A 22,795-nucleotide genomic window follows, 5' to 3' on the forward strand; every position below is an offset into this window, starting at 1 on the left:
GAAAGAAGCCCCCCATGAGCACCACCGGCCCCACCACGGGCGCCCCCGCCATCACCGTCCTGGCCGCGGGCGACCACTTCGTCCTGCCGCGCCTGCTAGGCGAGGAGGTCCGCAGGGCCACCGACGGCGCCGCGGCGGTCCGCGAGCTCACCCTGCCCTGGCCGCACACGCCCTTCGGCCCCGTCGGCGAGGTCATCGAGGCGTCCGGTACCGAGGACGAGCTGATCGAGGCGCTGGCCGGCGTCGAGGTGTGCGTGACGCAGATGGCGCCGCTGACCGAACGCGTCCTCGCGGCCAGCCCCGACCTGAAGCTGATGTGCGTCAGCAGGGGCGGCCCGGTCAACGCCAACCTGGAGGCGGCGACCCGGCACGGCGTCGCCGTCTGCTACGCGCCCGGCCGCAACGCCGTGGCCACCGCCGAGCACACCCTCACGCTGCTTCTGGCGGCAGCGCGCGGAGTCGGCGACACGCACACCGACCTGCGCAAGGGCGTCTGGCGCGGCGACTACTACGACTACGACAACTGCGGCATCGAGATCGAGGGCGCCACGGTCGGCCTGGTCGGGTACGGCGCGATCGGCAGCCGGGTGGCGCGGATCCTGGTGGCCATGGGTGCAGAGGTCCTCGTCCACGATCCGTACGTGTCCCCGGAGGCGCTCGCCGGAGTCGGCGAACAGGTCACGCTCGACGAACTGCTGTCGCGCTCCCGCATCGTCTCCCTCCACGCCCGGGTGACCGACGAGACCAAGGGCATGATCGGCGCCGACCAGATCGCCCGCATGCCGCGCGGCTCCGTCCTGGTGAACTGCGCCCGCGGCGCCCTCCTCGACTACGACGCCGCGTGCGACGCCCTGGACAGCGGCCAACTCGCCGGAGCGGGCTTCGACGTCTACCCACACGAACCCGTCCCCGCCGACTCCCGCCTCCTGTCCACCCCCGGCATCGTCATGACCCCGCACATCGCGGGCGCCAGCCAGGAGGTCGCCCACAAGGCGGCCCGCATCGTCGCGGCGGAAGTCGGCCGCTACCTGCGCGGTGAGCCGCTGACGCACTGCGCGAATCCGCGGGGCGCGGGCGTGGCTTCGGACCGCTGAGCTGAGGCCGGTGGCCCAGCAGGTTCAAGCACATGGGCGTTGAGGTCGCCCAGGACCAGCGTCGGACGGTGGCGGGGTGTGCCGCGGAGCAGTTCCGTGAACTGCTCCGCGACAGTCGGCGTGGCCTTCGGAGCTGAGGCGGATGTTGAACACCTTGCCCAGGCGCGCAGGGGGGCTTGTCGATCGTGCACGAACAGGTCGGCGGCCGCCTGAGCCGGGCCTTCGTCGAGGGGGACGGCGGCCGGACGTGGTGAACTCGCGGCGTCGGCAGGCCCAACTCCCAGGCCGTGGGGGTTTCCTGAAGCCTCCGGAACTGCATACTCACTGAGGCTCCGGCCATCGCCGGTCCCCGTCCCCACCGCGTCCCTCGTCCTCCTGGGAGGTACCCATGGCCCCCTTCACCCGTCGCAGAGCCCTGAGCACCCTCGGCGCCGCCTTCGTGACCGCCGTCGCCGCGCCCCAACTCGCCCACGCCGCCGACGGCTCACCGCACGGTGACCTCCCCGCCGCCGAGCCCGCCGGCGCGGCCCGCCACCCGCGCCCCCGCCCCCTCGCCCAGGCCCACGCGCACAACGACTACGAACACCCCCGCCCCCTCCTGGACGCCCTCGACCACCGCTTCACCAGTGTCGAGGCCGACATCTTCCTCGTCGGCGGGAAGCTCCTGGTCGCCCACGACCCGGAGGACCTGGACCCGAGCCGCACCCTGGAATCGCTCTACCTCGACCCGCTGGCGGCCCGCGTTCGTGCGAACCACGGGTCGGTGTACCGGCGTTGGCACGGGGAGTTCCAGCTCCTCATCGACATCAAGACCGAGGGCGCGTCGACGTACCGCGAACTGGATCTGCGCCTGCGCCGCTACCGGCACCTGTTCACCACGTACGCCCACGGCAAGGTCCGTCGCTCCGCCGTCACCGCCGTGATCTCCGGCGACCGCGCGGCCCGGGTGCCGATGGAGGCCCAGCGGGTCCGGCGCGCCTTCTACGACGGCCGCCTCGCCGACCTCGGCACCGCGGCGCCCGCCTCGTTCATCCCGCTCATCAGCGACAACTGGTCGCTGAACTTCACCTGGCAGGGCGTCGGCCCGATCCCGCCCGCCGAGCGCCAGAAGCTGCGGGGCATCGTCTCCGCCGCGCACCAGCGCGGGCAGCGCGTCCGCTTCTGGGCCACCCCCGACCTGGCGGGCCCGCAGCGCGACGCCGTGTGGGGCGAACTGCTCGCCGCCGGCGTCGACCACCTCAACACCGACGACCTCGCCGGACTCCAGCGCTTCCTGGACGCGCGCGGAAGGTAACGGCCGGGCCCCCGCATTCCCACGGAACCACCCGTCCGGCGGACACACATCTCACCCGGACAAACCCTCCGCTACGCCACACTTGCGGCCGAAAGTCGTGATTCCGGCGTGGCGGAGGAGGTCCGTGATGGCCGTTTCGATTTCCGTGGGGCTGCTGCTCCTGATCCTGGCCGTGGTCGTACTGCGCCACGGCCGGATGAAGGTGTCGCACGCCGTGATCTGCGGCCTGCTCGGCTTCTATCTGGCGAGTACCAGCGTGGCGCCCACGATCCACAACGGGATGAACGCGACGGCGGACATCGTCAGCGGCATCCACCCCTGACGCCCAGGGTGTCCCGGCCATCCGGCCCGGTGCCCCGCCCCTTCTCGGCGTGATCGTTTCGTGCGCATGAACAACTCCCGTACGCGCATGGACACTTCAAGAAGTCGGCCCTAGCTTCGGGCCATGCCACGCCTTACCCGAAGTAACCGCGGCCGGGTCCTCGCGCTGTGCCTAGCCCTGACGGCGGCCGTCCTGCCGGTCCTCGCCGCCCCGGCGCACGCCGACGAGATCCCCAACGCGCCCGGTCACCGGCTCGTCGCCCCGTACACCGGAGAGCCCGCCCCGGCCCGCCCGGTCCCCGGTGACCCGCCGCCGCAGCACCCCTACCTCGCCGCGAACGGCCGCAGCGGCATGCACGCCGACGCGGCGGGCAGCGGCACCTATCCGTGGAACGGACCGCTCGGTCGCCAACCGCGTGTGACCAGCGAGAAGATGGCCGCGCTCGGCGGGGAGTGCGCGACCGTCACCTTCGACAAGGACGGGCGGATCGTCACCGTCTGCGGCACCTTCTCGGGCTTTCTCGTGAAGCTGCTCGACCCCGGGAGCCTGCGCACCCTCGCCGAGTACAAGCTGCCGCAGCGCCCCTCCACCGTCGAGGCCATCACCCGGCTCGACTTCTCGAAGATCTTCAAGGACACGTCGGGCGGCGCCTACTCCTACCTCGACGACAAGGACCGGCTGGTCCTCGCCGACTCCCGCCAGCACATCGTGCGGCTCGCGCACGAGCGGGCCCCCGACGGCTCCTGGCGGTTCGTCGTCGAGGACGAGTGGGACCTGACCGCGCACGTCCCGCACGACTGCGTGTCGTGGACGAATCTGTACCCGAGCGGCACCTGCGACCCGGTCACCTCCGTCATGCCCGACTGGGACGGCCGGATCTGGTGGGTGACCCGGCAGGGCCGCGTCGGCACCGTCGACCCGGACAGCGGCGCGATCCGCTCCGTCCGGCTCGGCGGGGAGGAGATCCAGAACTCGTTCTCCGTCGCCGAGGACGGCGTCTCGATCGTCTCCGACCACGCCCTGTACAGCTTCGAGGCCGCCGCCGACGGCACCCCGAAGGTCCTCTGGCGCCGCACCTACGACCGCGGCACCGGCACCAAACCCGGCTCGGTGAACCAGGGTTCGGGCACCACGCCCGACCTCTTCGGCGCCGACGACAAGTACGTGGCCATCACCGACAACGCCGACGACCGCATGCACGTCCTCGTCTACCGCCGCGACCCCGCCGTACCCGAGAGTCGCCGTCTGGTCTGCCAGGTCCCCGTGTTCGGATCCGGCGCGTCGACCACCGACAACTCCCTGATCAGCCACGGCGACAGCCTCGTCGTGGAGAACAACTACGGCTACGAGAACATCACCTCGCTCACCTTCGGCCGCAGCGTCGTCGGCGGCGTCAGCCGCATCGACGTGCGCGCGGACGGCAGCGGCTGCGACACCGTGTGGGAGAGCCCCGTGCGCTCGCCGTCCACCGTCCCCAAGCTGTCGACCGCGAACGGGCTGCTGTACTTCTACACGAAGGAACCCCATCGCCTCGGCATCGACGCCTGGTACCTGACCGCGGTCGACTTCCGCACCGGCGAGCCCCGCTGGAAGCGGCTCACCGGCACGGGCGTCGCGTACGACAACAACTGGGCGCCCGTGACGCTCGGCCCGGACGGGACGGCTTACGTCGGGGTGTTCAACGGCCTGGTGGCGGTGCGGGACGAGACTCAGTAGGAGGGCGCTCCCGCACCGCCACGCGGACTACGTGCGGGAGAACACCGCGATGCCGTTGGGGACCGGGCGTTCCGCGCCGCCGCTCGGATGGTTGCGCACCGAGACCGCGGGCGCGCCCGGCTCCCGCGCGGCCAGCGTGCTGGAGCCGCCGCCGTCCAGACTGAAGCCGTCGTCGGCGCCGAGGGCGCGCAGGGACGCGGCGACCTCGGCGATCGTCAGACCGGCGCGGAACTCTGGGGCGCCGTCCAGGGCGACGAGATACAGGCGCCTGCCGTCGGCGGAGATGCCCGCCGAGGTGCGCACCGCCGCGACCCGGTCGTCGAGTCCGGGCAGCGGCGCGCCGTCGCGCAGGAGCGGGTAGCCGCCGAGCGCGAAGCCGTACGGGACGCGTGACGTCGCCGCGACCAGGCGGTGGCGCACCCGGACCGGCTCGCCGGGCGACAGCTTGCGCAGCTCCTGCGCGCCCGCCTCACGGCCGACGAGGACCGTGGTGCCCTCGGCGATGGGGCCGCGCCCCGGCGTGTCGGCCTGGCCCACGACCCGGCCGTGACGCACCGTCACCTCGTAGGTGTCGGTGCTGCACGGCGCGCCCCGGTCGGTGTCGGTGCCGCAGGTGGCCCGCACACGGGAGGTCTGGCCCCAGGCGCTGGTGAACGCGCCGATGGAACCCTCCGCGAGCGCGTACTGGTTGAGGCCGCGCAGCGGCAGGCGGCCCGAGCGGGTGTGGATCCGGCCGTCCAGGGCCATGCGGTCGAGGCGGGCCCTGCGGTCGATGCCCACGCCCAGGACGTCCTCGGTGGTCGTGCCGGGCGGCAGCGCCGGGCCGAAGCGCTGGCCGTTGGGCACCGCGGCCTTGAGGTCGCGGCCGGACGCGACGGCGGGGCCGACGGGCGCGCCGGTCGCCTCCACCCCGGGGTGCTGGGTCTCCGTGATGTTGAAGAAGTCGCCGTTGAGGCCCGCGACGGCCCCGGCGGAGTCCGCCATCGCGGACACCGCCTGCCGGGCGCCGACCGCGCCGGGGTGGAGCAAACCGACACGGACCCGCGGATCGCGCAGGTTCACCTCGAGGACGTGGGCGTGCGCCGGGCCGCGCGGGGTCGGGATGTCGAAGTCCCGGTACTCCACACCGGGCGCGATGAGCGTGCTCGCCGCCGCGCCGTCGCCGGGAGCGCCGCTGGCCGGTGCCGCCCCCGTGAGGGCGACACCGGCCAGCGTGGTCAGGGCGGTGAGGACGGCGAGGGGGCCTCTTCGGGCCGCCCATCGCCGGGTGCCGGTTCTGCGCCGGCCACTGGGTCGCGTACACCGTGTCACAGGTCCCCCTCGTCTCGGACGGGCTGCCAACTGTCCCAGTGGCAGGAGGAGTTGACCAGACGGCGATGGCTATGTCCCGACGAGCCGGGAACGGATCAGGAAACGCACCCCTTCGGGCGCCTCCAGGGAGAAGCCGCTGCCCCGGCCCTCCACGACGTCGACGATCAGCCGGGTGTGACTCCACACCTCGAACTGGCTCTTGGACATCCAGAACCGTACTGGCTCCGCCACCCCCGCCACGTCGAGCGACGCGAGCAGAACGTCGGAGTCACCCGTGCGGAACTCACCGTCGGGGTAGCACATCGGCGCGCTGCCGTCGCAGCAGCCGCCGGACTGATGGAACATCAGCGGGCCGTGGGCCGCCCGCAGCCGTCGCAGCAGATCGGCGGCGGCAGCGGTGAGTTCCACGCGCGGGGTGTCGGCCATGGGTGATCGCACTCCTCCGGACGGCGGACGCCGCACCGTGACGGCGCGGCCGGTCCAGTCAACGCGGCGGGACGTTGCGAAGAGGTTGCGGCGGACGCGGGGGCGTGTACGTGTGATGGGGCGGCGCGTGAGAACAACGAGGGACGGCCGGAGCAGGAGGTGGTCGGGGAGACGAACGGCGGGCGGCCCGCGGGCCGCCCGCCCATCCGCGCCGCTGCGTCAGCCGATCGGCTCGCGCATCTCCTCGCGCACCTTGAGCGTCGTCTCCGCGAGCGCGTCGAGGTCGATTTCCTCGGGGTCCTGCGTGGCGCTCTTGGGGGTGACCTCGCCCACGGCCGCGCCGGTGTTGTCATCGGCCCAGGCGCACAGCGGAACGTTGCTCGTCACGCCGTTCTGCGACGACTTCAGGACCTGGCAGCGCACGGTGAGGTCCGAGCCCTTGGGGGTGATGTCCCGGGCGGGGACGGCGACCGAGGCGCCCTCCGCGTCGGCGGAGCCCTTCATCAGGTCCGAACGCGCCTTGCCGGGATCCTTGAACCGCCCGTACATCCCGGAGATCACGAGCGCGTCCGTCGCGTTCGTGCCCTTGCCCGTGAACTGGCCCACGACCGCCTTCGGGTCCCGGACGTTGGAGCGGCCCTTGTTCTCCTCGACCACTTCCCGGCCCGCCGTGTCCGAGAGGTCCTGCGCGAGCTTGTACTTCCCGTCGAGCAGCTCACCGGGCATGCGCAGCCGGTACTTTGCCTCCGGGAACCCGACATCCGTGGTGTTGCCGATCACGGCGAGCGCGACGAGGATCACGATGATGGCGCCCACGACACCGCCGACGATGCCGAGGATCTTGCCGGTGCGGCGCCCGCCCTGCGGCGGTCCGCCGTACGGCGCGCCCCAGGGCGCAGGCCCGGGAGCAGCGGGATAGGGCGCGTGCTGGCCGTAGGGCGGGGCCTGTTGCGGGTACTGCGGCGGGGCGTACGGCGACGGCGGAGGCTGCTGCCCGTAGGGGCCCTGAGGGGGGCCGTACCCTTGCGGGGGCGGTGGTGGCGGCGTGGACATGCCGACACGCTACGTCACACTTGTGACGGTACGACAACCGGCCCGGCGGCGGGCGCCCCGGGCTCCGCGCGGCCCTCCTCGGCCGTGAGCTTCCCCAGCAGCGTGAGCGCCCGCTCGGACGCGCTGCCCGGCGCCGCCTGATAGACGACCAACTGCTGACCGGGCGCGCTGTTGACCGTCATCGACTCGTAGTCGAGCGTCAGCTCGCCGACCAGGGGTTGCCGGAAACGTTTGCTCTCGCAGGTCTTGCGGCGCACGTCGTGGCGCGCCCACAGCCGACGGAACTCCGCGCTCCGCGCGGACAGTTCCCCGATCGTCCGCTCCAGGACCGGGTCGAGACGGCCGCCCCCGCCCGTCAGACGCAGCCCGGCCACGGCGTTGGCCGCCACCCGCTCCCAGTCCGGGTAGAAGTCGCGCGCGCCCGGGCGGCGCGGCGTGCGGGCGGACCAGCTGCCGCAGATGCTCGGCGGCGTCCGGGCCCAGGTCCAGGGCGCGCGCGAGGGCCTCGACGACCTGCGCCGAGGGGTGCCGCTCCCGGCCCTGCTCCAGGCGCACGTAGTACTCGAAGCTGACCCCGGCGAGGGCCGCGACCTCCTCCCGGCGCAGCCGCGGAACCCGTCGTCTGCCCGACGTCTCCAGGCCGATGTCCGCGGGCCGCAGCAGGGCCCGGCGGGCGCGCAGGAACGGCCCGAGCGGGTGCTGGCTCTCCATGCCCCTCACGTTAGGCACGGTCCGCGGCGAGGCGGAAGGCGGGAGGGTGGGCGCGGTGCTCCCACCTTGATCGGTCGGTCGTGGACAGCGGGCGACACCGTTGTGGCGGGATGAGCACAAGGTGCGTGCTGTTGCTGTCATATGCCGGGGCGCGGGTCGGCCGGACGGCAGGCTGCGCGGGATGGGCGTACAGGATGTGCACACGGCTCTGACGGCGCTGGGAGCGGCCTTCTCGGGAGTGGCGGCTCTCGCCGCCGTCATGGTGGCGCGCTGGCAGACGGTGTTCGGGCGGCGCGTCGCCCTGGAGTCGGTGGGCTCGCAGGCGGCCGTGGAGCGGGAGTTGCGGCTCGAGGCGCAGCGGTGCGAGGCGTGGACCGTGTTCCTGCGCGCCGCGGACGCGTTCGCGGACGTGGTGTGGCGGCTGGGGGAGATCGACGCGCGGTCCCGTGCGGAGGCGCTGCGCTCCAGGAGCGAGGCGCTGACGGAGGCGTGTTCGGGACTGCGGGTGCTCGGTCCCGAGTACGTCGTGCGGCACGCGGACGCGGTGCGGGAGCGGTGCGCGCGCATGGAGCGGTACGCCGCCCGGCGGGCCGTGGTGCGGTCCGCGCTGCGTGCCCTGGAGCGGCGGTGGTGTCCGGGGAACGCCGAGTGGTGCGAGGACGACGCCCACGGCTGCGCCTTCGTCGCCCACGACATGTTGGAGGGGTGGGGCAGTCGGGACGAGGACGAACGCCCCGACGACCTGGACTTCCTGGAGTACCTGATCAGGGGGAGCGGCGTCCTGGCGGACGACGGCGCGCCGGTGGAGAGCGGCGTCCTGACGGAGGACGACCTGCGGCGGCTGCTCGCCGTCGCGGGCAACCCCGTGTCCTGGGACTGCCTGGCCGCCGAGGACCGCTGGCTGCGGCCGCGGACCGGGTTCGACGAGGAGCGGGGCGCGTTCGTCGCGTCGGTGCGGGCCTTTCTGGCCGACGGCGGGCGGGCGGGGGCGGGGCGGACGCCCGCGTAGACGGCGGCCCTCTAGGCTTCCACCCGGCCCAGCCCGACCCCGACCCCAGGAGCGCGCACCGTGTTCGACGCCGTACCGGAGAACCCCTACCCCGACGGCCCGCGGCCCGATCGGGCCCCCGCGCCGCACGCGCTGCTCACGCCGGTGCTCGGGCTCCTCGGCACCTGGCACGGCCGGGGGCAGGGCACCTATCCGACGCTCGCCGCCGACTTCACGTACGCGCAGGAGGTCACCTTCAGCCACGACGGCCGCCCCTTCCTCCGCTACGAGGCCCGCGCCTGGCTCATCGACGCCGACGACGCGCCGCTGCGTCCTTCGGCGCGGGAGAGCGGCTGGTGGCGCCTTCAGCCCGACGGCCGGGTGGAGGCGCTGATCACCCAGCCGACGGGCATCGCGGAGATCTCGGTCGGCCACGCGGCCGACGGCACCGTCGACCTCAGCACCCACGAGGTGGCCCGCACCCCCACCGCCAAGGAGGTCGACGCCACCCGCCGCCGCTACACCCTGGCCGACGACACGCTCACGTTCGTCCACGACCTCGCGGCCGTCGGCCGGCCGTTGCAGCACCATCTGCGGGCGGTGCTGCGACGCAAGGGGTAGGTCCTGTGCTCGTGCGCGTGACGCCAGCGGTGGGCCCTGCGCGCGCGACGCCCGGGGGTCGTGGCAGCCCAACGGAGTACGGGGTGTCCGGGGTGAGGGGGTCCTGCTCGGCGTGGCGGGGCTGCTCGCCGCGCGTTCGGGGTGTCTCTGTGGTGGAGTCCTGCCATGAGTTCACTTCCGCGGCGCGGGTTCCTGGCCTTGGGGGGCGCGGCGCTGTTCTCCCTCGGGGCCGCGCCCCCGCCTGCCGGGCCCGGGCCCGAGAAATCGGTGGGCGGCGGCTCGCGCATGCTGGCCCTCACCTTCGATGACGGCCCCAGCCCTCTGTTCACGCCGCGGGTGCTGGCCGTCCTGCGCCGCTACCGGGTACCGGCCACGTTCTTCATGCTCGGCGCGAACGCGGCCGCCTATCCCCATGTCGCCCGGCAAGTCGCCGCCGAGGGGCATGCTCTGGGCAATCACACCTGGTCGCACCCCAACCTGGACTCGCTGCCCCTGCCGGAGGTCCGGGACCAGATCGGGCGGACGCGGGACCTGCTCGCCGAGGTCTCCGCGCGGCCGTCCGTGCTGTTCCGCGCTCCGGGCGGGCATTTCTCTCCCCACGCGCTGACCGTGTGCCGGGAGTTCGGGCTTCGCCCCATCGGTTGGTCCGTGGACCCGCGCGACTGGTCGAACCCGGGCGTCGGCCGGATCACCCGTACGGTCCTGGACGGTGCCCGGGGCGGGGCGATCGTTCTCCAGCACGACAGTGTCCTGATCCGTGGCTTCGTTCCCGAACACGAGGGCCGCGCCGACCGCTCGCAGACCGTCGAGGCCCTCAAGATCTTCCTGCCGCGTCTGCTGGACGCCGGGTACGAGTTCACGACGCCCGACGCGCACCCACCGGCCGCCCGCGCCGGATAGGCCGGTGAGGCCATCCGGCGCGGGCGGTCTGGGGCCGTCGGGTGCCGTCAGCCGCCGTACCGCAGGGAGATCGTGTCCCCGACCTTGATCTCCTTGTTCCGCGCGGCGGCAGCCGCCGTCCCGCCGTCGACGCTCGCCTTCCAGGTCGAACCGCCGCTGTTGGCCTTGCCGTTGAGAGCCGTGATCGTGCCCGTGCCGCTGCCCGGCGTGACGGACGTGACGCAGCCCGCCGGGGTCGCCGAGGAGGACGCCGCGTCCAGGACCGCGCCGAGCGTCGTGGTCTTCGCGGTCGGCGTGAAGGCGACGGAGCAGACCTTGAGCGAGGTGCCGTCGTCGACGGTCAGGGCCAGGCTCGTCGCGGTGCCCGGCGTGAACTCGGACGTGGCGGCCCAGCGGGACGCGCCCGCCGTGGTCGGGGTCGGCGGGGCCGCCATGAAGCCGCCTCCGGCCACGGCCCGCAGGCCGTCGATGGAGGCGTACGCGGACGGCGTGGTGTCGGTCGGCAGATACTTGAAGCCGCCGCCCGGCTTGAACTGCTGGGCGATGAGGAAGTCCACCGGGGTCTTGCCCGCGGGCGTGAGGAAGTCGCCGGTCTGCGGGTTGATGCCGCAGGCGTTGAGGCCGGAGACGGCCCAGCCGTTGGAGTCGGTGTTCGCGCCGAACATGGCGGCGAAGGCACCGGAGTTGTTGATGAGCTTCGACTTCAGGAACGCCCTGGCCTTGGTGATGGCGGGGTCGGTCGCGGGCACCCCGGACACGCACAGCGAGGCCATCGCGGCGCCGGTCATGTCGATGTCGCCGGGCGTGGCGAGCGCGTCGGGGTCGCCCTCGGCCCTGCCGAAGTTCCAGCCGCCGTCGTTGTGCTGGTTGGCGCGGACCGTGGCGACGGACCTGTCGAGCAGGGCCTGCGGCACCCGCTTGGCGCCGGACTGGGTCCTGGCGCCGCCGAGCGAGATCAGCGCGAAGACCGTGCCGTTGAAGTTGGACGGCGAACCCCAGTAGCCCGGCGCGGAGTTCTGCCAGTGCGCGTAGGTGTCCGCGACCAGGTTGCGGCTCGCCGAGACGCGGGCCGGGTCGATGCCTGCCGAGTAGGCGTTGATGATGCCGCGTTCGTAGTCGGTGACGACCGGTGAGGTGCCCGGCCAGCCGGCCGCCGCGAGGTGCGCGCGGTACACGCTGCGGGCGTTCTTCGAGGTGTCGCCGCCGGGGCTGACGTCGGCGGCCGCCGTGCCCGCCGAGGCGAACGCGGAGAACGCCCACTCGTTGGACAGGCCCGCGCCCGCGTACGAACCGTCGGCGCCCTGCAGGGATCTGAGATAGCTCACGCCGTTCGTCTTGGACGTGGCTATCTGGCCGGGGGTGGCCGTGGCGGCCGCGGGGAGCGCGGTCAGGACGAGGGCACCCACCGCGCCGAGTGCGGTGGGTACGGCGAGGAGGGTGCGGCGGGCGGCACGGGATGAGGTCATGTCGGGGGCTCCCGGGGAGAGGGGGCGGCGGCCTCACGTCCCCCCGCGGCCGGTCCCCTGTGCGTGGACCCGAGCCGGACGACACGCGGCCGTCGCCCGAGCGCGTGGGGTCGACGTCCATTGACGCTGGCCGTTCGGGCATTCGGGCTCGGCCCGGCTCCCTGCCGGTCCACACCGCTGCGCGTCAGCTCTGGGTTCGCACCAGATTCCCCCGATCGGCAGCACAGGACGGTACTCGAACCTCACACAACCCGCACACCCTTGCCACCACATTCGCAACTGTGCTCTAATTCGGCCGATTCCAAGCTCAGTCATCAGGGGAAGCCGGTCGAAGTCCGGCGCTGACCCGCAACCGTAGGTTCGCCGAGCACCTCAAGTGCCCGGCGGGCGAGCCGGATTACCTGGACTGAGAGCAAGCGATTGACGCCGTCGCGGACTACGGCGTGGTTCGGACGGTTTCTCCACGCGGGCCCCGGCCCCGGACCTGCCACCACGCGGACCCCGCGGCGGCAGACGCCCAGGGGGCAGTGGTGGGGCAGGGAACCGGACGGGTCCGGAGCATACGCACGAGAGGCGTCGCGCTGCTGTGCGCGGCCGCGACAGCGCTGGGCGGCGGCGTCCTGCTGCTCGGCCCGGCCACTCCCGCGGCGGCCGACCCGATGAGCTCCTGCACCCGCACCAAGGGCGCGGTCGTCGCGGTGGACTTCGCCGACTGGGGCGGCGGTGTGGTGCGCGGCTGCGACGCCACCCCGACGACCGGCTACGACCTGCTGCACGAGGCCGGATTCAGCACCGAGGGCACCGAGCACGACGGGCCCGCGTTCATCTGCCGCCTCGGGCACAAGAAGTTCAACGCGGGCAAGCAGTACCCGACGCCGGGCCAGGAGAAGTGCAGGCTCACCCCGCCCGCCACCGCCTACTGGTCGTACTGGATCGCCCCGCCCGGCCAGGACTACTGGACGTACAGCCCGCTCGGCGCCATGAGCCACAAGCCGAAGAACGGCTCCGTCGAGGCCTGGGTGTTCGGCGCCACCGACCCCGACGGCACCAGCGGCGGCCCCACGTTCACCCCCGCCCAGGTGCGCGCGGGCGGCCAGACCGACCCCGGTGACAACCCGCCCGACGTCAAGCCCGGCAAGGTCGACCTCAAGGCCGCGGGCACCTGGCTCAAGAGCAGGCTCACCGAGGGCGACCACGTCCGTGACGAGGGCGCCGAGAACGCCAACCTCTACCAGACCGCGAACACCGCCCTCGCCCTCGCGGCCACCGGCGGCCGCAGCGCCACCCTCGACCGCATGAAGTCCTACCTCGCCGCCCGCACCGAGGAGTTCGCCTACCCTCAGGGCGCCGACAAGGCACCGAGCCCCATGGGCGCGGCCCTGCTCGCGCTGCTCGCCGAGAGCACCGAGGGCGACCCGCACTCCTTCGGCGGCCACAACCTGGCCGGTGACCTCGGCAAGAGCGTGTGCACCGCGGGCGGCACCGCCGACTGCGTCGCCAAGGGCGACTTCCCCGCCGTCGGCGACGTGGAGACCCAGGCCCTCGCCGTGCTCGCGCTGCACCGCGCCGGCCGGAAGATCCCCGCCGACGCCGTCGCGCGCGTCGCCGCCCACCAGTGCAAGGACGGCGGCTTCAGCCCGACGCTGCTGAGGGACGGCGACACCTGCTCCTACAGCGACCCCGCCACCACGCCGTACGCGACCATCGCCCTCCAGCAGGCGGGCGGCCACGCCGACGCCGTGGCGAAGGCCCGCAAGAACCTGCGCGGTGCCCAGCTCCCCACCGGCGCCGTCGCCGCCTACCCGGGCGTGACCACCGGAGACGTCACCGCCACCGCCAGGTCCGCCCAGGCGATGCGGCTCCTCGGCGACACGGTCCGCGCGGACGCCGCCGTGTCCTGGCTGTCGCGGCAGCAGACGAAGTCCGGCGGCTTCGGCTCCGACGAGGGCGCCACCGACCCGGCGATCTTCCCGACCTGGGCCGCCGCGTTCGCGGGCGCGCGCACCAGCCTGGCCGCGCTCACCACCAAGCGCCCGGACCAGACGAAGCCGCCCGTCGACCCGACCAAGCCGCCCACCGACCCGGCCGACCCGGACCCGGTGAAGCCGCCGACCCCCGGCGTGAAGCCGCCGTGGCGCGCCGGCGAGGGCCCCGACCTCAAGAAGGGCACCGCCTACCTCACGGCGGGCTCCCGCCTGAAGAAGGGCCACTACTACGAGAACGTCGCCGGGACCGGCTTCGCCGACTACGGCCTGACCATCGACGGCGCCTACGCGCTGGCCGCCACGGGCACGAACAACAACGTGCTGCGCGGGATCGTCGACTTCCTCGACGGCAAGGGCAAGGACGCGAGTTCCGGGCGGCGCACCGTCAACGACTGGACGGGCGTGGGCACTTCGCACGCGGCCGGTGGCTCCATCGGCAAGGTCGCGGTGCTCGCCCAGGCCGTCGGACGCGATCCGCGCGACTTCGCCGGGCACGACCTGATCGCGGCCCTCGGCAAGGCCGTGTGCAAGAAGAAGAGCCAGGGCGCGGACCGCAGCTGCGCGGCCAAGGGCGCCTACCGGTACGCCCCTTCGGTGTTCTCGCAGTCCCTCGCCGTCGTCGCGCAGCTGCGCGCGGGCGAGAAGCGCGCGGCCGCGGCCCCGGTCACGTACCTGCGGAGCCTGCAGAAGACCTCCGGCGCCTGGCCGAGCCTCATCCCGCCGACCGGTGACTCCGAGGTGGACTCCACCGCCATGGCCGCGATGGCCCTGGACCTCGCCGGTGACACCCGCTCCGACAAGGCCGTCACCAAGGCCCTGAAGTGGATCGCGTCCAAGCAACTGCGCAGCGGCGGCTTCCCCGGCGCGTCCGGTGACTCCGTCAACTCCGCGGCCCTCGCGGTCCAGGGCCTCTCCCTGGACGCCCCGAAGTACAGGGCCCAGATCAAGAAGGCCCGGAAGTTCCTGGCCAAGCAGCAGAACCGGGACGGCGGCTTCAACGTGGCGGCGGGCGGGCAGCGCGGCTCCGACGTCCGTGCCTCGACGCAGGCGCTCGGCGGCGCCATCGGCACCTCGTTCGGCACGCTCGTACGCGATCTGGACGGCACCCGGCCGCAGCCGCCGGGCGCGTCCGGGGAAGGCCCCTCGGGCGCCCCCGGCGGCGATGGCGGCACCGGCACCGACATCGTCACCCCCGGCGGCGGCCCGGAGGGATCCGCGGCGGGGGACAGCCCGACCGGACCCCTCGCCTCGACCGGCGCCCAGGTGACGGGGCTCGCCCTCGCCGCCGTCGTCCTGTGCCTCGCGGGCTGGCGCACCCTCCTCGTGGCCCGCCGCCGCGGCGGACTCGCGGGAGGCGGCCAGTGATCCGCCGCTTCCTGCGCACGGCCCTGAGCGCGGCGGGCGCCCTCGCCCTGGCGGCGGGCGCGCTCGCCGCCACCACGGGCCAGGCCGCCGCCGCACCCCGGCCCATCGGGCAGTGCACCACCCGGTCCGGGGCGGTGCTCGCCGTCGACTTCAGCGACTGGGGCGGGCCGATCCTGCGCTCCTGCGGCACCACGCCCACCACCGGCTACGAACTGCTCAACCAGGGCGGCTGGCGCACCACCGGCACCGGCCACGACGGCCCCGCGTTCATCTGCCGGATCGGCTACAGCGGCTACAAGGGCGGCAAGCAGTTCCCCACGCCCGCGCAGGACGACTGCGTCCTCACCCCGCCCGCCACCGCCTACTGGTCGTACTGGCACGCCGACCCCGGCGAGAACACCTGGGAGTACAGCCAGCTCGGCGCCATGCTCTACAAGCCCAAGCCGGGCAGCGTCGACCTGTGGATCTTCGGCGGCACCAACATCGAGGGCACCAAGGGCCGTCCCACGGTCAGCCCCGATCAGCTGCGCGCCCGCAACAGCCGCCCCACCGGCGGCAAGGCGCCCGCTCCGCACGAGACGAAGACGGCGAAGCCGCTGCCGCCCGGCGTCGACACCGGCCCCGCACCCGAGCGGCCCGTGACGGAGAAGCCCGCCCCGAAGCCGAAGAAGGACAAGAAGAAGGAGAAGGCGAAGCCGAAGCCGAAGCGCGAGAAGTCGCCGTCGCCCTCCGCCACCAGGAAGCCCTCGCCGTCGGCGGATTCCGGCGAGGCGAAGGCCGGGCCGAGCCCGTCCACCAAGGTCGTCGACGCCGCTCCGGCCGCCGACGCCGACCACGACTCCGGCTCGTACGTACCGGCCGCCCTCACCGGCGCCCTGGTCCTCCTTGTCGGCGGTGCGGGCGCGTACGCGGCCAAGCGCCGCCGCCGTACGGAGTAGGGGTGCGCCGCCGGAACGCCGCCACCGCACGTCCGCCCGCGCTCGGCGTCCTGCCGGGCGCGGACGAGCGCCGTCTGCCGCGCACCCTGCACCCGCTGGCCTGGTGGGTGTGGGCGCTCGCGCTCGCCACCGCCGTGAGCCGCACCAACAACCCGCTGCTGCTGTTCCTCGTCCTCGCCGTCCTCGGCTATGTGATCGGCATGCGCCGCACCGAGGCGCCATGGGCGCGCGGCTTCAAGTACTACCTGTACCTGGCGCTCACCGTCGTCGCGATCCGCGTCCTGTTCCGGGCGGTCTTCGCCACCGGCATCACGCCCCACGACCACTTCCTGTTCTCGCTGCCGCACATCCCCACCCCCGACTGGTACGCGGGCATCCAGCTCGGTGGCCCCGTCTCCCTGGAGGCCGTGCTCTCGGCCGCCGTCGACGGGCTGCGGCTCGCCTGCATGCTGTGCTGCGTCGGCGCCGCCAACACCCTCGCCAACCCCAAGCGGGCGCTGCGCGTCCTGCCGGGCGCGCTGTACGAACTCGGCGTCGCCGTCACCGTGTCGATCAGCGTCGCCCCGCAGCTGGTGCAGAGCGTGCAGCGCGTGCACCGGGCCCGGCGCCTGCGCGCGGGCCGCACCAAGGGGCTGCGGGCCCTGCGCGGGGTCGTCGTCCCCGTCCTCGAGGACGCCCTGGAGCGTTCGCTGCGCCTGGCCGCGGCCATGGACTCGCGCGGCTACGGCAGGGCGGGGAGCGCCACGAAGGCCTCCCGGCGGCTCACCGGGGCGCTGATGCTGCTCGGCATGTGCGGTCTGTGCGCCGGTGCGTACGGACTGCTCGACGCCTCCACGCCGACGTTCCTCGGGCTGCCCGCGCTCGCGGCCGGGGCGGTGCTGTGCGTGGCGGGGCTGCGGCTCGGCGGGCGGCGGGTCACCCGGACCTCCTACCGGCCCGACCCGTGGCGGTTCGAGGAGTGGGCCGTCGCCGCCTGCGGTGTGCTGTCCGCCGTGCTCCTGTTCACCAACGTGGGCTTCGACGCGGCCGAACTCAACCCGTCCCTCTACCCGTTGAGCTGGCCCACGCTGCCGCTGGTCCCGGCGGCGGCGATCCTGCTCGCGGGTGCCGCCGGATTCCTCGCGCCCCCGCCGCTGCCCACCACCGCCCCGCAGGCCGCCCCGCGCGTGCCCGCCCGGCGATCCGAGAAAGCCACCGCCAAGTGATCACCTTCGACCACGTCAGCGTCCAGTACGACGACACCGTCGAACCCGTCCTCAGCGACGTCGACCTCACCGTCGAGGAGGGCGAACTCTGCCTCGTCGTCGGCCACACCGGCGTCGGCAAGTCCACCCTCCTCGGCGCGGTCAACGGACTCGTCCCGCACTTCACCGGCGGCACCCTGTACGGCACGGTGACCGTGGACGGCCGCGACACCGCCGGGCACCCGCCCCGGGAACTCGCCGACGTCGTCGGCGTGGTGGGCCAGGACCCCCTCGACGGCTTCGTCACCGACACCGTGGAGGAGGAACTCGCCTACGCCATGGAGCAGTTGGCGGTCCCGCCTGCCACCATGCGCAAGCGCGTCGAGGAGACCCTGGACCTGCTCGGCCTCGCCGACCTGCGCCACCGCGCCCTGTACGAGCTGTCCGGCGGTCAGCAGCAGCGCGTCGCGATCGGCTCCGTCCTGACCGCACACCCGCGCGTCCTTGTCCTGGACGAGCCCACCTCCGCCCTCGACCCGACCGCCGCCGAGGAGGTCCTCGCGGCGATCACCCGGCTCGTGCACGACCTCGGCGTCACCGTCCTGCTGGCCGAGCACCGCCTGGAGCGGGTCGTGCAGTACGCCGACCGCGTGCTGCACCTGCCGGGCGACGGCCGGGTGGTCTCCGGGCCGCCCGCCGACATCTTCCGTACGACCACGATCGCCCCGCCGGTGGTGGATCTCGGCCGCCGCGCCGACTGGACGCCGCTGCCCCTGTCGGTCCGCGACGCGCGCCGCGCGGCCGCCCCGCTGCGCACCCGCCTCACCGGGGCGCCCGTCCCCGCCGCCAGGCCCCCGGCCCCCGCGGCCGGACGGCCCCGGCTCCTGGACGCCCGGGGCGTCAGTGTCCGCTACCGGGGCCAGGCCCTGCCCGCCGTCCGCGAGGCCGACGTGGAGCTGCGCGGCGGCGAGACCACCGCCCTGATGGGCCGCAACGGCTCCGGCAAGTCGTCGTTGCTGTGGGCGCTCCAGGGGTCGGGGGCGCGGACGGACGGGACGGTACGGGTGGTGCCGTACGGGGTGGCGCCCGGTGAGGAGAGCGGCTCTCGCGATCCGGGCGCCGTCCCCGCCACCGAGGCCCGGCGCCTCGTCGGCCTCGTCCCGCAGACCCCCACGGACCTGCTCTACCTGGAGAGCGTGCGGCAGGAACTCGACCAGGCGGACGCCGAGTCGGCGGTCGCGGACGGGCCGGGCGCCCGCGCGATCCTGGACCGCCTCGCCCCCGGCATCGACGGCGACACCCACCCCCGCGACCTGTCCGAGGGCCAGAAGCTCGCCCTGGTCCTCGCGATCCAGCTGTCCGCCGCGCCCGGCGTGGTCCTCCTGGACGAGCCGACACGTGGCCTCGACTACCGCGCCAAGGCCCAACTCACTTCGATCCTGGATGAGTTGGCGGCCGAGGGGCGCGCGGTCGTGGTGTCCACGCACGACGTGGAGTTCGTCGCGAGGACCGCCGACCGGGTCGTCGTGATGGCCGAGGGCGAGATCGTCGCCGACGGCCCGGCCGCCGAGGTGATCGTGGCCTCACCGGTGTTCGCGCCGCAGGTGGCCAAGGTGCTCGCGCCGCTGCCGTACCTGACGGTGGAACAGGTGTCGGCGGCGCTCGGGGCGGACGGGGCGTCGCGGGAGGGGGCATCGGGGGTCGGGGCGCCGACGGGGCCCGCGCCGGAGCAGGCCGCCGAGGTCCTCGCGCCGCAGCAGGCCGCCGAGGTCCCCGCGCGCACGAAGGCCGAAGCGGGTGGCGACCGGTGAAGGGGCGCGCACAGCCGATGAAGGGGCGCGCACTGGCCCGTACCACCGCGATCCGGATCACCCCCCGCGCCGGAGTCGTCATCGCGATGGCCGCGTTCCTCGGCGTGGTGGCCTTCTTCTGGCCGTTCGTGGTCGCCCCCGGCACCTTCGGCTCGACGTACGCGCCCCTGCTCATCTTCGGTGTGCTGCTCGTCCTCGTGCTGTGCGTGGTGATCTCGGAGATCGCCGAGGGCGGCATCAACTCCAAGGCCCTCGCGATGCTCGGCGTGCTCTCCGCCGTGAACGCGGCGATCCGGCCCCTCGGCGCGGGCACGGCCGGGATCGAGACCGTCTTCTTCATCCTCGTGCTCGCCGGGCGCGTGTACGGGCCGGGCTTCGGCTTCACCCTCGGCTGCACCTCGCTGTTCGCCTCGGCGCTCATCACGGGCGGGGTCGGGCCGTGGATGCCGTACCAGATGTTCGGCTGCGCCTTCGTGGGCATGCTCGCGGGCCTGCTCCCGCGTGCCACGGGGCGGCTCGAAGTGCTCATGCTCGCGGTGTACGGATCGCTGTCCGGCTATCTCTTCGGGTTCCTCCTGAACCTGTCCTTCTGGCCCTTCTCCCTCGACCCGAACAGCTCCATCGCCTACCTCCCCGGGCTGCCCTTCACCGAGCAGTGGCAGCGCTACATCGCCTTCGACCTCGCGACGTCCCTGGGCTGGGACACGGGGCGGGCCGTGACGAACTTCGTGTGCGTGCTGCTCGCGGGCCCGGCCGTGCTCACCGTCTTCAGGCGCGCCGCCCGCAAGGCCCGCTTCCAGGCGCCGGTGCGGTTCGCACCGGCCGCGCGCCCGGCCGGGGACGGGGCGGACGGGGCGCCCGGCGGCCCTTGAACGTACGGTCGGGGCATGCGCATCGTCTCCCTGCTCCCCGCGGCCACCGACATCGTCGCCGAACTCGGCCTGCTCGACGACCTCGTGGGCCGCACGCACGAGTGCGACTGGCCGCCCGCGCGGGTGGCCGCCGTGCCCGTGGTCACCGCGGCCGGGTTCTCCTCGGACACGCTCGGCAGCCGGGAGATCTCCGAGGCCGTCGGCGGCGGCCCGCACAGCGGCTCCTCGCTCTACACCCTCGACGTCGAGGCCCTGTCCCGGCTCGCCCCCGACGTGGTGCTCACCCAGGACCTGTGCGACGTGTGCGCGGTGTCGTACGAGAGCGTGCGCGACGCCGTCCGGGTCCTCGACGGCGAAGGGCCCCGGGTGCTCAGCCTGGAGCCCCGGCTCCTGGACGACGTCCTGGACTGTGTCGTGCGCGTCGGCGAGTTGCTGGGCGTCGGTGCGGTCGCGCGCGAGCGCCGGGAGGAGCTGCTGCGGCGGCTCGCGGCGGTGCGGCGGCTGATGCGGGGGCGCCCCCGGCCGCGTACCGTCGCCATCGAGTGGCTTGACCCGCTGTGGCCCGCGGGCCACTGGGTTCCCGAGCAGATCACGTGCGCCGGCGGCGAACCGCTCCTCGCGGCTCCGGGCGAGCACACCCGGCCCATGGACTGGGCGGCCGTACGGGCCGCCCGGCCGGACGTCGTCCTTGTCCTTCCCTGCGGATTCAGCCCGGAGCGCAGCCTGCGGGAACGCGCGCTCCTGGAGGCGCTGCCGGGCTGGGCCGATCTGCCCGCCGTACGGGACGGGCGCGTCTGGGTCCTGGACGGCCCGGCGTACTTCAACAGGCCTGGGCCGCGCGTCGTGCGGGGCGCGGAGGTGCTCGCCCATGTGCTGCACGGGGTGACGGCGGGGGAGCCGGTCACCGAGGAGGAAGCCCGGTTGCTGCGCTGAAGGCCGCCTTCCGGAGCGGGTGAGGGACGGCTGGGTCCTCAGGATCGGCGCACAACCATTGGCCACGGTTGAGGGTCAAGTGACATGAAGCAGCGGTGAATTCCGCCGGACATCCGCCCGAAGGGCAGTCGTCCGTCCGCCCGGACCTTCACCCAGCCGACCTCCGAGCGAAGGAACCACAGGAAGCCCTATGTCGCGAGCAAGCCGTCGTGTACGACTCACCGCACCTCTGATAGCCACGTTCCTGCTGACGGGCGGGTTCACCGCCTGGTCCCTCGGGCAGGGCCAGGCCGAGGCCGCCGCCCCCACCGCCAAGAAGGCCGCCCCGAAGGCCTCCGACGACTTCAACGGCGACGGGTACGCCGATCTGGTGGTCGGCGCTCCCGGCGCCACCGTCTCCGGGAAGAAGAAGGCCGGGTACGTCGCGGTGACGTACGGCACCAAGAACGGTCTCGACCCGGCCCAGAAGAAGATCATCAGCCGCTCGACCAGCGGCGTCCCCGGTGCCGCAGCCACCAAGCAGGAGTTCGGCCGGTCCTTCACCAAGGGCGACCTCGACGGCGACGGCTTCAGCGACCTGGTCATCGGCTCCGGCGGCCAGGCCGGCAGCGCGGGCGCGGTGGTCCTGTGGGGCTCCAAGTCCGGCCTGACCGGCGGCACGAAGATCGCCACCTACGGGTTCCGCCCGCAGGCGGGTGACTTCGACGGCGACGGCAAGACCGACCTGGCCCTGTTCGCCGGAGTCGCCTACCACGGCGACGACCCGGTCGGGCAGAAGGCGAAGCTCTGGAAGGGTCCGCTCACCCGCACCGGCACCCCCGCGGGCACCCTCGACTTCATGGAGAAGTCGCAGTGGTCGAGCTATGACGACGACGAGCGCCCGAGCCCGGCCTGCATCCAGAACCACGACGTCTGCGTGGACGGCCCCAGCTCCGTCAAGGGCCCGGTCGTCCCCCAGGCCGTCGGCGACATCAACGGCGACGGCCGCGCCGACATCGCCGTGAACGACTACTACGGCGACGGCTCGTGGGGCAACCGGGTCCTCTACGGCAGCCCGAAGGGCTTCACTCGCGGCGACGCCGCCGGCTCGCGCGGCGCCCTCGCGGTCGGCGACATCAACGGCGACAAGTACGACGACGTGGTGTCCTCCGAGCTCTACGACGAGGAGAACAAGGTCACGGTCGCCTACGGCTCCGCCGGCGGCCTGAAGGGCGACGTCCAGAACGTCGACCAGAACCTGCCCGGCGTGCCCGGCGCCGAGGAGGAGGGCGACCAGTTCGGCGCCGCCCTCTCCGTCGGCGACGTCACCGGCGACGGCTACGCCGACGTCGCGGTCGGCGTCCCCGGCGAGGACGTGGGCAGCGTCACCGACGCGGGCTCGGTCGTCCTCGTCCGCGGCAGCGCCACCGGCGTGACCGGCACCGGCGCGCAGGTCTTCCACCAGAACACGGCGGGCGTCCCCGGCGTCGCCGAGAAGAACGACCAGTTCGGCGCCGTCACCGCCCTCCTCGACGTCAACGGCGACGGCCGCCGCGACCTGGCCGCCTCCTCCGTCCACGAGAACGCCGACGCGGGCGCCCTGTGGTCCCTGCGCGGCACCTCCACGGGCCTGACCGTCACGAACGCCGTGGCCTTCGGGCCCAAGGACCTCGCGGCCCCGTCGGTCGCGGCGCTCTTCGGCAGCGACCTGCGCTGACCCGGCACCCCAGGGGCGGGGGGGGGGGGGGGGGGGACACCCCCCCCGGCACCCCCCCCCCCCCCCCCCCCCTCCCCCCCCCCCCCCCCCCCCCCCCCCCCCCCCCAGG

At 73.8% G+C, this 22,795-nt stretch carries 19 protein-coding genes, 1 pseudogene and 1 riboswitch; of the genes and pseudogenes, 14 read left to right on the forward strand and 6 right to left on the reverse strand.

What is annotated here, in order from left to right; all coding sequences use genetic code 11:
- Window positions 1–14: 14 nt before the first annotated feature.
- The 4 genes from ACZ6AA_RS26200 to ACZ6AA_RS26215 all read left to right on the forward strand — a co-directional run bounded on the left by ACZ6AA_RS26200 (window position 15) and on the right by ACZ6AA_RS26215 (window position 4,426).
- Window positions 15–1,094: a 2-hydroxyacid dehydrogenase gene (locus tag ACZ6AA_RS26200; protein ID WP_471460300.1), complete on the forward strand. Its 1,080-nt coding sequence runs from the start codon at window positions 15–17 to the stop codon at window positions 1,092–1,094.
- Between the two features lie 388 nt (window positions 1,095–1,482).
- Window positions 1,483–2,388 carry a phosphatidylinositol-specific phospholipase C/glycerophosphodiester phosphodiesterase family protein gene (locus tag ACZ6AA_RS26205; RefSeq protein WP_468455434.1) on the forward strand — a complete coding sequence of 302 codons (906 nt, stop codon included), beginning with the start codon at window positions 1,483–1,485 and terminating at the stop codon, window positions 2,386–2,388.
- 127 nt (window positions 2,389–2,515) lie between these two features.
- Window positions 2,516–2,710, forward strand: coding sequence for a hypothetical protein (locus ACZ6AA_RS26210; protein ID WP_031192322.1), 195 nt, complete (start codon window positions 2,516–2,518; stop codon window positions 2,708–2,710).
- Window positions 2,711–2,833: 123 nt separating this feature from the next.
- A complete protein-coding gene (locus ACZ6AA_RS26215; RefSeq protein ID WP_471460302.1) occupies window positions 2,834–4,426 on the forward strand; it encodes a hypothetical protein in 1,593 nt (530 codons plus the stop codon).
- A 27-nt stretch (window positions 4,427–4,453) separates the two neighbouring features.
- On the opposite strand, the gene ACZ6AA_RS26220 is transcribed toward ACZ6AA_RS26215, so the two are convergent.
- The 5 genes and pseudogenes from ACZ6AA_RS26220 to ACZ6AA_RS26240 form a co-directional block, all read right to left on the reverse strand.
- Window positions 4,454–5,737, reverse strand: a complete 1,284-nt coding sequence (locus tag ACZ6AA_RS26220; protein ID WP_468455438.1) for a phosphodiester glycosidase family protein — start codon at window positions 5,735–5,737, stop codon at window positions 4,454–4,456.
- Window positions 5,738–5,806: 69 nt separating this feature from the next.
- Window positions 5,807–6,163 carry a DUF779 domain-containing protein gene (locus ACZ6AA_RS26225; RefSeq protein WP_385719407.1) on the reverse strand — a complete coding sequence of 119 codons (357 nt, stop codon included), beginning with the start codon at window positions 6,161–6,163 and terminating at the stop codon, window positions 5,807–5,809.
- A 219-nt stretch (window positions 6,164–6,382) separates the two neighbouring features.
- Complete coding sequence (locus tag ACZ6AA_RS26230) at window positions 6,383–7,216, reverse strand: hypothetical protein (RefSeq protein WP_471460305.1); 834 nt, start codon at window positions 7,214–7,216, stop codon at window positions 6,383–6,385.
- A 14-nt stretch (window positions 7,217–7,230) separates the two neighbouring features.
- Window positions 7,231–7,605, reverse strand: a complete 375-nt coding sequence (locus tag ACZ6AA_RS26235; RefSeq protein ID WP_471460307.1) for an MmyB family transcriptional regulator — start codon at window positions 7,603–7,605, stop codon at window positions 7,231–7,233.
- A 127-nt stretch (window positions 7,606–7,732) separates the two neighbouring features.
- Window positions 7,733–8,188: pseudogene (locus ACZ6AA_RS26240) on the reverse strand (hypothetical protein); the annotation flags it as partial.
- On the opposite strand from ACZ6AA_RS26240, the gene ACZ6AA_RS26245 reads away from it, so the two are divergent.
- The 3 genes from ACZ6AA_RS26245 to ACZ6AA_RS26255 all read left to right on the forward strand — a co-directional run bounded on the left by ACZ6AA_RS26245 (window position 8,109) and on the right by ACZ6AA_RS26255 (window position 10,436).
- A complete protein-coding gene (locus ACZ6AA_RS26245) occupies window positions 8,109–8,936 on the forward strand; it encodes a hypothetical protein (RefSeq protein ID WP_468455442.1) in 828 nt (275 codons plus the stop codon). The pseudogene ACZ6AA_RS26240 and the gene ACZ6AA_RS26245 sit on opposite strands and share 80 nt — an antisense overlap.
- 60 nt (window positions 8,937–8,996) lie before the next feature.
- Window positions 8,997–9,536 (forward strand): heme-binding beta-barrel domain-containing protein, encoded by a 540-nt coding sequence (locus tag ACZ6AA_RS26250; protein WP_468481866.1) that lies wholly within the window; start codon window positions 8,997–8,999, stop codon window positions 9,534–9,536.
- Between the two features lie 165 nt (window positions 9,537–9,701).
- The gene (locus ACZ6AA_RS26255; RefSeq protein ID WP_468481865.1) at window positions 9,702–10,436 is read left to right on the forward strand and encodes a polysaccharide deacetylase family protein; all 735 of its coding nucleotides are present in this window, start codon (window positions 9,702–9,704) and stop codon (window positions 10,434–10,436) included.
- Window positions 10,437–10,483: 47 nt separating this feature from the next.
- Here ACZ6AA_RS26255 and ACZ6AA_RS26260 read toward each other — a convergent pair whose 3' ends face one another.
- Complete coding sequence (locus tag ACZ6AA_RS26260) at window positions 10,484–11,902, reverse strand: prenyltransferase/squalene oxidase repeat-containing protein (protein ID WP_468481864.1); 1,419 nt, start codon at window positions 11,900–11,902, stop codon at window positions 10,484–10,486.
- Window positions 11,903–12,018: 116 nt separating this feature from the next.
- Window positions 12,019–12,167, reverse strand: a riboswitch (cobalamin riboswitch).
- Between the two features lie 265 nt (window positions 12,168–12,432).
- Here ACZ6AA_RS26260 and ACZ6AA_RS26265 point away from each other — a divergent pair.
- The 7 genes from ACZ6AA_RS26265 (at window position 12,433) to ACZ6AA_RS26295 (ending at window position 22,686) form a co-directional block, all read left to right on the forward strand.
- Complete coding sequence (locus ACZ6AA_RS26265) at window positions 12,433–15,252, forward strand: prenyltransferase/squalene oxidase repeat-containing protein (protein WP_471460310.1); 2,820 nt, start codon at window positions 12,433–12,435, stop codon at window positions 15,250–15,252.
- Window positions 15,249–16,190, forward strand: a complete 942-nt coding sequence (locus tag ACZ6AA_RS26270) for a hypothetical protein (protein WP_468455452.1) — start codon at window positions 15,249–15,251, stop codon at window positions 16,188–16,190. Before ACZ6AA_RS26265 ends, ACZ6AA_RS26270 begins: the two co-directional genes overlap by 4 nt.
- A gap of 2 nt (window positions 16,191–16,192) precedes the next feature.
- Window positions 16,193–17,395, forward strand: a complete 1,203-nt coding sequence (locus tag ACZ6AA_RS26275; protein WP_468455454.1) for an energy-coupling factor transporter transmembrane component T — start codon at window positions 16,193–16,195, stop codon at window positions 17,393–17,395.
- A complete protein-coding gene (locus tag ACZ6AA_RS26280; RefSeq protein WP_471460313.1) occupies window positions 17,392–19,185 on the forward strand; it encodes an ABC transporter ATP-binding protein in 1,794 nt (597 codons plus the stop codon). The genes ACZ6AA_RS26275 and ACZ6AA_RS26280 overlap by 4 nt, the downstream gene beginning before the upstream one ends.
- A gap of 17 nt (window positions 19,186–19,202) precedes the next feature.
- Entirely contained in the window at window positions 19,203–20,057 is an 855-nt protein-coding gene (locus ACZ6AA_RS26285; protein WP_468455458.1) for an ECF transporter S component family protein, read from the forward strand.
- A 15-nt stretch (window positions 20,058–20,072) separates the two neighbouring features.
- Window positions 20,073–20,990: a cobalamin-binding protein gene (locus ACZ6AA_RS26290; protein WP_471460315.1), complete on the forward strand. Its 918-nt coding sequence runs from the start codon at window positions 20,073–20,075 to the stop codon at window positions 20,988–20,990.
- 190 nt (window positions 20,991–21,180) lie between these two features.
- Window positions 21,181–22,686 (forward strand): FG-GAP-like repeat-containing protein, encoded by a 1,506-nt coding sequence (locus tag ACZ6AA_RS26295; protein ID WP_471460317.1) that lies wholly within the window; start codon window positions 21,181–21,183, stop codon window positions 22,684–22,686.
- The last annotated feature ends 109 nt before the right edge of the window (window positions 22,687–22,795 follow it).

The organism is Streptomyces sp. NPDC040610, from assembly GCF_055594065.1.